Source organism: Winogradskyella sp. (assembly GCF_016744625.1).
In the GTDB taxonomy this organism is placed as follows: Bacteria; Bacteroidota; Bacteroidia; order Flavobacteriales; family Flavobacteriaceae; genus Winogradskyella.
In genome coordinates this window covers 24,783-35,686 of the sequence record NZ_JADGDZ010000028.1, presented here as the reverse complement: position 1 = coordinate 35,686, position 10,904 = coordinate 24,783, and the positions used below count along the sequence as shown (strand labels likewise).

Here is a 10,904-nt window from a genome sequence, read left to right as displayed (position 1 = left end):
TAAATGACCAAGTTGAATATTTTTAATCTTGTATTCTGCTGTAAGCATTTCAGCCAAACGATTAGCTAAAAATTTACCTCTTGGTTGAATCCCAATAAGTACAGTTTCAGAAAAATCATCATGGTTTTCAATAAGTTGGCAAGCCAATCTGTGAAGGGTAATATTGACTTCTTTAGAGTTAAGTAATACTTTTTGACTCATATAGTATCCAAACATTGCTGGTTGGCAAAGTTAAGGTAAAAAAATAGGGTTTGCAATTAAGATAAATACTCAAGTATATTTATTTCTTTATAAACTTCTTTATAATTAAACTCTCTTCGACTTCAACAGAAACAAAATACAAACCAGATGGCAAAAAAGAGATATTGTATTCTTGAGATTCTTCTAGACTTTTAGCTTGATAAACAATCTTTCCTGTAATATTTATTATGGATAACATTTTTTCATCAGAACTGTTTGTAAATTGAAGTCTAAGGGAAATGTTAGCAGGGTTTTCTAATATTTGAAATCCATTAAAAATCACTCCTTCTGCAGACAATGTTACGCTAGATTCTAAAAAATCTGGAATATTGTTATTATTAGTATCATCATCTAACGGAGAGCCGTTATTATTATAGTCTTCGTTTATTGTTAAAACACCATCACCATCGTCATCATTATCTTCATAGTTTTTTAGACCATCACCATCTGTATCATCATCGTAAATATTTCCATTTCTGTTAGCATCTTCTCTTGTATTATCTATGCCATCAGAATCATCATCCGTAGCTGTGCACGTTTCAAACTTTAAACCAAATTGACCATAGGTAACGCCTGCATTTACAGTATTTGCAACTCTGCAATAAATTTCTGTATCAACAAAAAATGAATATTCTTCATTTATAGCATTTGTTCCGTTTGTAGCATCTTGATTGGTTAAGTGATATGATATAAGAATTTGACTTTCATCTAAATCACATAACATTGAATTAAACATATATTGACCTACTGTATATAGATCTCTTAAATACGCAATCTCAAACCCATTATTATCTAAATCACAAAAATAGAAATCTGAAATACCAGGAGGAGGTGGTCCACCCACAGGAATATCGGATAAGGCAATTGTAATTACAGAAATCGCAAAATCAGATCCATCTTCAGCAGTTACTCTCGCATAAAGAGTTTCATTACTTGATGCATAACTATAATAAATTGACAATTTATTAGCATCATTTTGCGCATCAATTAATGTTGAATAGTACCCAACTGTAGCATTGGTTTGATGTCCTCTAACCCATGAGTTTATAAATGATAAATTTAGGCAATCCGTATGATTATAACTTGAAAAAGTTATATCATAAGCAACTGTTTGAGCTTTTATAGTATATGAGGTAATTAAAACAAGTAAAGAAAATAAAATGAATCGATTAAGCTTCATAGTGATCTAAAAATTTTTATAAAGATAAAAAAGCCTCTCGAAAATCGAGAGGCTTTAGTTTATTTAAAATTTGAAGGAAATTATTTCTTCCCGTCTAATTTATCTTTAAGTGCTTGTAAAGCTTCATTTGCATCACCAAGAGTTGGCTTAGCTTCTGCCGCTTGAGCTTCCTGTTTTCTAACAGCTTGCTTAACGATTTTAGCCTCTTCAGCTCTAAATACTGCAGTATGAGATGCTACAACACGCTTGAATTCTTTATTAAATTCAATGATCTTGAATTCTGCTTCTTCACCTTTCTTAAGTTTAGAACCATCTTCTTTCTCTAAATGACGTGATGGAATAAATGCAACGATGTCTTCGTTAAAATCTATTGTCGCTCCTTTATCTACGATTTCAGTAACTGCTGCTTTATGAACAGTTTCTAAAGCAAACTCAGTTTCGTACTTATCCCAAGGGTTTTCAGTAGTTTGTTTATGACCTAAAGATAATTTACGTCCTTCTACGTCTAACTCTAATACAACTACATCTAAGTTATCACCTACGTTACAGAACTCAGATGGATGCTTAATTTTCTTAGTCCAAGATAAATCTGAGATATAAATTAATCCGTCAATACCTTCTTCTAATTCAACAAAAACTCCAAAGTTTGTAAAGTTACGTACAATACCTGTGTGCTTAGAACCAACAGGATACTTAGTTGTAATATCTGTCCATGGATCTGGTGTTAATTGCTTAATACCAAGAGACATTTTACGATCTTCTCTATCTAAAGTTAAGATAACAGCATCGATCTCATCACCTACAGTTACGAAATCTTGAGCCGAACGTAAATGTGTTGACCAAGACATCTCACTTACGTGAACCAATCCTTCTACACCTTCAGCAACTTCGATAAATGCACCGTAATCAGCGATTACAACAACTTTACCTTTTACTTTATCTCCAATTTTCACATCTTCAGCTAAAGCTTCCCATGGATGCTTAGATAATTGCTTAAGACCTAATTGGATTCTTGATTTGTTTTCATCAAAATCAAGGATTACAACATTTAATTTCTGATCTAACTCAACAATCTCATTTGGATGGTTGATACGAGACCAAGATAAATCTGTAATATGAACTAAACCATCTACACCACCTAAATCGATAAACACACCATAAGAAGTAATGTTCTTCACAATACCTTCTAATACTTGTCCTTTTTCTAGTTGACCAATGATTTCTTTCTTTTGCTCTTCAATATCAGCTTCAATTAAAGCTTTATGAGAAACTACTATATTTTTGAATTCGTGGTTGATTTTAACAACTTTAAATTCCATAGTTTTATTTACGTACTGATCGTAATCTCTAATAGGCTTCACATCGATTTGAGAACCTGGTAAGAAAGCTTCTATACCAAATACATCTACGATCATACCACCTTTAGTTCTGCATTTTACAAAACCGTTTACGATTTCACCAGTATCATGTGCATTGTTAACACGCTCCCAAGCCTTGATTACTCTAGCTTTTCTGTGAGATAATACTAACTGACCTGTTGCATCTTCACGCACATCAATTAATACTTCTACTTTGTCACCAACCTTAAGATCTGGATTGTAACGGAACTCATTAAGAGAAATTACACCTTCAGATTTAGCGTTAATGTCAATAATTGCATCACGATCTGTGATTGTAATTACAGTACCTTCTACAACTTCGTCATCTAAAGTGTCAACGAAATTTTCTGATACTAACTTTTCAAATTCTTCTAATTTAGTGTCTTCAACTTGCTCAATTCCTTCTTCGTAATTGTGCCAATCGAACTCTTTTAAGAATTTTTCTGGATTTGCTTGAGCTTCAGATACTACAGGAGCTTCTACTGTTACTGCTTCAGTTGCTTCAACCTCAGCTTGTTTTGTTTCTTTTTCAGACATGTGTGCTGAATAAAAATTTGTATTCTGTATCTTTAGAAAGATTTGCGAAAAATCTACAGAAGTTATTAATTATGATTTGTTCTTTCCCTTTCCTACTTTCTCAACTTCGCTAAAAAGGAGCGCAAAAATACTATATATTATCCTGAAAACCAAACACTAAATAAAGTGACTTTAATTTATTTACTGTGTCACATATATAGTATATCAAAATGATGAATAGAATGTTAAAATTTGGTACATAATTTGGTATATTTACAATACTATTAACAATTTAAAAAACTTAACAATTATGGTTAGAGCAAAATACCAAGGAGTATTAGACTTAGGCGAAAAATTAAACATTCAAAATGGAGATGTTAGTGAAGAAAACGGTGTACTCAAAGTAAATGGTACTGCTGCAACACAATATGAAAAAAACTTACTTTGGGATGCTATTAAAGTAGCAGGTGGAGACAATCCAGCTGATATTGTAGCGGATATAAAAGTTGCAGATGAGACTGTATATGCGAGACATACTGTAGCTTCCGGTGAAACTTTAGGTAAAATTGCTAAACACTATTATGGTGATGCAATGAAGTATAAAGACATTTTTGCTGCGAATTCTGATATTCTTAAAAACCCAGATTTAATTCATCCAGATCAAGAATTAATTATTCCAAATCTTTAATAGGAAGACATACATTATTAAAAGCGACTTTATTTTGGCTACGCTCAGTAACCAAAGTAAAGTCGTTTTTTTTATTACTCCTTTTTGTTTTTTTGGTAAGCTATTAATTGGTAATAGATTTTGCTTCAAGATTTTCATCTTTACTTATTCAAGACCTTCTAAAGTAATTTTTGCAAGTTGCAGAATTTTTTCAAATTGCTCATCCAAACTTAAATTTGAATTATCTATTTCAATAGCATCTTTGGCTTTAGCTAAAGGAGAATCTTCTCTTGTAGAATCTATATGATCTCTTGTGGTTACATTCTCTAATACCTCAGCATAGCTTGCATTATGTCCACGTTCTAATAATTCCTTGTAACGTCGTTTAGCTCTAGTTTCTGCGGAAGCCGTCATAAAGAGTTTTAATGCTGCATTAGGAAATACCACTGTACCAATATCGCGTCCATCCATAACAATGCCTTTATCCTTGCCCATAAGCTGTTGTTGTTCTACTAACTTCCGTCTTACTTCAGACAACGTGGCAATAGGGCTCACATATTGAGATACTTCTAAAGTTCTAATATTAGCTTCAATGTTTTTTCCATTTAAATAGACTTCAGCAAAACCTAAGTCTGTATTAAATTTAAAAGTGATATTAATATCGTCTAATTGATTAATGAGTTCTTCAGAATTAAAAACGTTCTCACCAATAAAATCATTTTCTAAGGCAAAATAGGTTACAGCTCTATACATAGCGCCTGTATCCACGTAGATATAATTGAGTGCTTTAGCAACTTGTTTAGCAACAGTACTTTTTCCTGTTGATGAAAATCCATCTATTGCAATGATTATCTTCTCCATATTTATTTCCCATGAAAATGGGAATTTCTTTAATTTAAATCTATTTGCAGCCCTAAAAAACTAGAATTAGAAGCACCAGTATATCTAGCATGTGTATAACTAAAGCGCATCTTATTTAGCTTTACACCTAATCCAACTGAAAGGCCAGAAAAATTTCTCTGATCTACAATTCTCAATTCTTCTGAACGTCTAAAATTATAACCTAATCTTATATTAAAACCTCCTTCTGGAAACAATTCTGCACCTAATATAAGATGTCTTAAGCCTTTATTAAAAAATCCAACTTTTTCTTGAGTCTGATTACCATCTAAATCTGTTGTTGCTCTTGCTGGATTAGAAACACCTATTGGCCATTTCTGTAAGTTCTCTAAAGTTAAATGCCAACGTAAAGGTACATTTTCTAGTGTTTGAGACATTCCGAAATTGACCTCGAGTGGCAAGGGTTCATTTTGTCCTGCATATGTTGTAAATTGAGTACCAATATTTCTCACAGTTAGTGCCGCATGAAAATCTAAATCTTCATTAATATACATAGCACCAAAATCTACAGCTCCACCAACAGAATTATATTGTTCTAACGACGAAGTAATAAGTTTCACTGTGGCACCAATATAAAAATCGGTAAAAGGAATATTATAATTATAGCCTGCAGAAAGTGCTGCTTCATTTCCATTAAAAGTTCCTGTAGAAACACCATTAACATCATAACCATCAAACGAACCATAATTAATATAGGTAATACCAACATGAAACGTTTGCACATGTCTATCCCAAGTATAAGCATAAGCAGCTGTTCCGTAACTTATACCTCCTAAATAATTAGAGTAGTTTACCGCCAATTGATTACCCATTTGATAATTTATTGAAGCCGGATTATATAATCCTTCCGTAACATCGTGATCGAAATTGGTAATGATTTTTCCACCAAGTGCAGCTTGTCTTGGAGAGGATACCAAATTTAAAAATTGATACGTAGATTCACCACCCAATTGCGCAAACAATGGCAGTGCCAACAACAAAAAACACAAGTTGGTAATCCTCTTAATCATAGACTTTGCAATATTATATAATTTTTCTTTTAAAATTACTATGATAAAACGCCCTTTTTTCCTTTTTACTTCAATAAAAAAATAAAACGTAACTAATGCTATGCTCTATTTTTATATTTCGTCTAAAGCAAAAAAATTATCATTTTATTTCACAATAATTTTAAAAGAGAAATTATATCCCTAAATCTATCTTAAAACGATGATATGATTTTTTTATTTTTTGAGTGAAGTTGTTTTTATTTTAACTGAAGTATTTGACCAATCATAATTGTATTGCTAGTAAGTCCATTCAGCTTCTTAATAGCACCAACTGAAGTTCCGCTTTTCTTGGCAATACTAAACAAAGTGTCCCCTTTTGCAACTGTCCAAACAGAAATGTTTTCTATTTCATTATTTAGACCAAAGTCTCTAACACGAAGCTTTTGACCCACTTTAATCAAATTTGTGTTTAGACTGTTTTTATTTTTTAGTTCATTTAAACTTAAATCATATCTCCTAGATAGGCTATATAAAGTCTCATCTTTTTTTACAATATGGAAATTTGATGTACTTTTATTAGTAACGTCACTTGCCACATCTTTTAATTCGGCTTCCTTTTGTAAATGAAAATTTCTAACACGAAGCTTTTGTCCTTTATTGATTAATGTTGTTTCTAAGTTATTTACTCTTTTTAATTCTGTTAAAGAAGTATTATAGCGATTTGCTATTTGGAATAAATTCTCGCCTTCTTTTACAATATAAAAATCTGATGTGGCATTAGAATCAACAATTTCTGGCATTTTATCAGTTACAACTATAGATGTATCTACCTTCCTCTTTTCTACAAGATTCACCAAAGTGATTTCTCCCGTAGCGACATTCAATTTAGCTGGTTTCCCATCTAAAACAACATCTCTATATTCAACCTCAGACTGTGCAAAAGCACCTAAACTTGATATAACAAGGGCAATAATAGATACAATTAATCTATAGTTTTTTTGCATTTTTAACTTTTTGAGTTGTTAACGCCAATTTTAAAACATCACTCATATCAGTCACATAGTGAAATGTTAAACCTTTTAGGTATTCTGGTTTTATTTCATCAATGTCTCTTCTATTATCTTCACAAAGTAAAATCTCTTTAATACGAGCTCGTTTAGCTGCCAAGATTTTTTCTTTAATTCCTCCGACAGGTAACACCTTTCCTCGCAATGTAATTTCGCCTGTCATAGCTAAACTCTTCTTCACTTTACGTTGAGTAAACAAAGATACTAAAGAAGTTAACATCGTCACACCAGCACTTGGCCCATCTTTTGGAGTGGCTCCTTCTGGCACGTGAATGTGCACATTATACTTGTCGAATACTTCTGGATTAATTCCGAATTTATCTGCGTTTGCTTTGATGTATTCCATAGCAATCGTTGCAGACTCTTTCATTACTTTACCTAAGTTACCAGTAATTGATAGATTCCCTTTTCCTTTAGACAGAATAGATTCAATAAACAGAATATCTCCTCCTACTCTAGTCCAAGCCAAACCAGTTACCACACCAGCAACATTGTTGTTTTCGTATTTATCGCGTTCTAATCTTGGGCTTCCTAAAATCTCTATAACATCCTCATTAGAAATCTTAATGTTATATTTTTCTTCCATTGCAATATTCTTAGCCGCATAACGTACCATTTTTGCAATCTGTTTTTCAAGTCCTCTTACTCCAGATTCGCGAGTATAACCTTCTACAATTTTTTCTAATTGTGGTTTTGCAATTTTTAAATGCTTATTATCTAAACCGTGTTCCTTTAATTGTTTTGGTAACAAATGACGTTTAGCAATCTCTACTTTTTCTTCAATTGTATAACCAGTTACATTAATGATTTCCATACGATCTCTTAATGCTGGCTGAATAGTGTTTAAACTGTTAGCTGTTGCTACGAACATAACCTTAGACAAATCATATCCCATTTCTAGGAAGTTGTCATAAAACTCACTGTTTTGTTCCGGATCTAAAACTTCTAGCATTGCAGAAGAAGGATCTCCTTGATTACCTGTAGACAATTTATCTATTTCATCTAAAACAAACACAGGATTAGAAGTTTGTGCTTTCTTTAAACTCTGAATGATTCGCCCTGGCATTGCGCCAATATATGTTTTACGATGACCTCTAATTTCAGATTCATCACGTAAGCCACCTAAAGATATTCTCACGTATTCTCTACCTAATGCTTCTGCTACAGACTTTCCTAATGAAGTTTTACCAACACCTGGAGGTCCATATAAACACAATATTGGAGACTTCATATCATTACGAAGCTTTAATACAGCTAAATATTCTATAATTCGTTTTTTAACATCGTCTAAACCGAAATGATCTCGATCTAAGATTTTCATCGCTCGTTTTAAATCGAATTTATCTTTACTAAACTCATTCCAAGGTAAATCTAAAAACAAGTCTAGATAGTTACGTTGAATAGAATACTCTGCAACCTGAGGATTCATACGTTGCATTTTAGATAATTCTTTATCGAAATGTGCTTTTACCTTTTCATCCCATTTCTTGTCCTTAGCACGCGCTTTCATTTCTTCAATCTCTTCACCAGAAGATACTCCTCCTCCCAATTCTTCTTGAATTGTTTTCATTTGCTGATGCAAGAAATATTCACGTTGCTGTTGGTTCATGTCGCTCTGAACCTTATTCTGAATATCATTCTTAAGCTCTAGCTTTTGATATTCGAGATTCATAAACTTCAAAGTTTGAAGTGCACGTTCCTTAAGGTTATTAATTTTTAATAACTCTTGCTTCTCTTCAACCTTAAGATTCATATTAGAAGACACAAAATTCACTAAAAACGAGTTGCTTTCTATATTCTTAATCGCAAACGAAGCTTCAGAAGGAATATTTGGACTTTCTTTTATAATCTCTAGAGATAAGTCTTTTATAGACTCTATAATTGCTTTAAATTCTTCGTTATCTGCTGCTGGTTTTGCTTCAGCCAAATCAGAAATAGTAGCCGTTAGATAAGGCGTTTCTGATATAACTTCTTTAATTTGAAAACGCTTTTTCCCCTGAATAACAACAGTAGTGTTACCATCAGGCATTTTAAGAACTTTCAAAATTCTTGCGACTGTTCCTGTTTTATAAATATCCTTAGCTGTTGGATTTTCTACCGCTTCATCTTTTTGTGAAACGACACCAATAACTTTTCCGCCTTTGTTTGCATCGTTAATTAATTTAATAGATGCATCACGTCCTGCTGTAATCGGAATAACCACACCAGGAAATAAAACGGTATTTCTTAAAGGTAGGATTGGTAACGATTCAGGTAGAGATTCATTATTTATTAACTCTTCATCTTCAGGTGTCATTAACGGAATTAATTCTGAATTCTCATCAAAATCCTGAAATGACAAACTGTCAAGGCTTATAAAATTTGATTTTCCCATATATGTTTTTAAGCCATTCTGTCATTTGTATTTTCAGAATAGCATTTGTTTAAATGTATTAATAATTAACTTTGCACTGAATATCAACAGATTAGAAGATATTCAAAGTTATTCACACTAGTGTAAATTCAATTGTTATGCCATTACCTTTATAAAAAACTAAAACTTTTTTCACTTAAACTGTAACAGTTAATGAAAGTCTTCATCTTTATACCAAAGCAATTGTTTTTTTGACATCAACCAATCAAAATATCGAACAGTTACTATTGCATTGTAAATCTGGAAACCAACGTGCACAGTTGGAAGTTTATAACAGATACAACAAAGCAATGTACAATACAGCAATTAGAATTGTAAAAGATTCTTTTAAGGCTGAGGACATAATGCAAGAGTCTTTTTTAACGGCTTTTACAAAACTGAATACACTAGAGGACACCAAAGTATTTGGTGCATGGTTAAAACGGATTGTAGTAAATAATAGTATTGCGCATTACAACAAAACGTCCAAACAAAATGAAGTGCCTTTAAATTCAGTACTATATAAAGTCGAAGACAACAATGGCATTGAAGAAAATAATCATAACAACGAAAAAGTAAAACAGATAATGAGCGTAATGAAAACATTAAAACCTAACTACAGTTTAGGCTTGTCATTACATCTTATTGAAGGTTATGATTATGAAGAAATCTGTGACATTATGAATATTTCTTATGCAAATTGTAGAACATTAATTTCACGTGCAAAAGAAAGTTTAAGAAAAAAGTTAATGCAAACAGTATAAAACAAAGAGCTATGCAAAAAGATACTATAGACGAGTTATTTGATAACCTAAAAGATGAGTTCGATATTAAAGAACCCAATCAAGGTCATGAGCTTCGTTTTTTAGATAAGCTAAAAACCAATGATATGGTTTCTAATGATTCTAAAAAATCATCTGGTTTTAACTGGAAACCTTTTCTAGCTATTGCAGCTTCTTTAGTGATATGTTTGAGTGTATTTACTACACTACAAAACGACACTGAGACTTTAGACTTAGCAAGTGTATCACCAGAACTATCTGAAACACAAGATTTTTTCACTGCGACTATTGAAAATGAATTGAAAAAATTAAATAAGGAACGCTCGCCATTAACAGAAGCTATTATTACTGATGCTTTAAAACATATTCAAGTATTAGAAACAGATTATCAAAATTTAAAAACAGATTTAACCGAAAGCGGAAACGATCAACGTGTTATTTACGCTATGATTACCAACTTTCAGAATAGAATAGACATTTTAACTACTGTTCTAGAACAAATAGAAGATATTAAACAATTAAAAATCAACACAAATGAACCTAAAAATACAATTTAGAATAGCACTATTGCTTTTGTTAATGCCTTTTATTGCATTAGCAAATACTGAGATAGAAACTACTAAAACGACGAAAGAAAGAAACATTAAAAAATCTTTTGATGTATCTTCTAATGCGACACTAAAAGTAAAGAATAGTTATGGAAACTTAAACGTCATTACTTGGGATGAAAACCGAATTGAATTTGATATTACCATAAAAGTAACAGGTAATAATGCCGAAAAAGTACAGGAC

The 10,904-nt window shown here is 32.0% G+C and carries 9 protein-coding genes and 2 pseudogenes; 4 read left to right on the top strand and 7 right to left on the bottom strand.

Annotated elements, in window-relative coordinates:
- The 3 genes and pseudogenes from QZZ53_RS08055 to rpsA all read right to left on the bottom strand — a co-directional run.
- Positions 1-201, bottom strand: a pseudogene (locus QZZ53_RS08055) (bifunctional pyr operon transcriptional regulator/uracil phosphoribosyltransferase PyrR); the annotation flags it as partial.
- A gap of 79 nt (positions 202-280) precedes the next feature.
- Positions 281-1,420 (bottom strand): T9SS type A sorting domain-containing protein, encoded by a 1,140-nt coding sequence (locus tag QZZ53_RS08050; RefSeq protein WP_296383401.1) that lies wholly within the window; start codon positions 1,418-1,420, stop codon positions 281-283.
- A gap of 80 nt (positions 1,421-1,500) precedes the next feature.
- On the bottom strand, positions 1,501-3,336 hold the full coding sequence (gene rpsA / locus QZZ53_RS08045) for a 30S ribosomal protein S1 (RefSeq protein ID WP_296383399.1): 1,836 nt from the start codon (positions 3,334-3,336) through the stop codon (positions 1,501-1,503).
- A gap of 289 nt (positions 3,337-3,625) precedes the next feature.
- On the opposite strand from rpsA, the gene QZZ53_RS08040 reads away from it, so the two are divergent.
- A complete protein-coding gene (locus QZZ53_RS08040) occupies positions 3,626-4,003 on the top strand; it encodes a LysM peptidoglycan-binding domain-containing protein (RefSeq protein WP_296383397.1) in 378 nt (125 codons plus the stop codon).
- Positions 4,004-4,147: 144 nt separating this feature from the next.
- Here the strand turns inward: QZZ53_RS08040 and cmk are convergent, their stop codons facing one another.
- The 4 genes from cmk to lon form a co-directional block, all read right to left on the bottom strand.
- The gene (gene cmk, locus QZZ53_RS08035) at positions 4,148-4,843 is read right to left on the bottom strand and encodes a (d)CMP kinase (RefSeq protein ID WP_296383396.1); all 696 of its coding nucleotides are present in this window, start codon (positions 4,841-4,843) and stop codon (positions 4,148-4,150) included.
- 29 nt (positions 4,844-4,872) lie between these two features.
- Positions 4,873-5,892: a type IX secretion system protein PorQ gene (gene porQ / locus QZZ53_RS08030; RefSeq protein ID WP_296383394.1), complete on the bottom strand. Its 1,020-nt coding sequence runs from the start codon at positions 5,890-5,892 to the stop codon at positions 4,873-4,875.
- 236 nt (positions 5,893-6,128) lie between these two features.
- The gene (locus tag QZZ53_RS08025; protein ID WP_296383392.1) at positions 6,129-6,875 is read right to left on the bottom strand and encodes a LysM peptidoglycan-binding domain-containing protein; all 747 of its coding nucleotides are present in this window, start codon (positions 6,873-6,875) and stop codon (positions 6,129-6,131) included.
- Positions 6,859-9,312, bottom strand: coding sequence for an endopeptidase La (lon, locus tag QZZ53_RS08020; RefSeq protein WP_296383390.1), 2,454 nt, complete (start codon positions 9,310-9,312; stop codon positions 6,859-6,861). The genes QZZ53_RS08025 and lon overlap by 17 nt, the downstream gene beginning before the upstream one ends.
- Positions 9,313-9,542: 230 nt before the next feature.
- Here lon and QZZ53_RS08015 point away from each other — a divergent pair, with 230 nt between their 5' ends.
- From QZZ53_RS08015 to QZZ53_RS08005, 3 genes and pseudogenes are all read left to right on the top strand, one after another.
- Entirely contained in the window at positions 9,543-10,094 is a 552-nt protein-coding gene (locus QZZ53_RS08015) for an RNA polymerase sigma factor (RefSeq protein ID WP_296383387.1), read from the top strand.
- Positions 10,095-10,105: 11 nt separating this feature from the next.
- The gene (locus QZZ53_RS08010; RefSeq protein ID WP_296383385.1) at positions 10,106-10,669 is read left to right on the top strand and encodes a hypothetical protein; all 564 of its coding nucleotides are present in this window, start codon (positions 10,106-10,108) and stop codon (positions 10,667-10,669) included.
- Positions 10,647-10,904, top strand: a pseudogene (locus QZZ53_RS08005) (hypothetical protein); the annotation flags it as partial. The gene QZZ53_RS08010 and the pseudogene QZZ53_RS08005, both read left to right, overlap by 23 nt.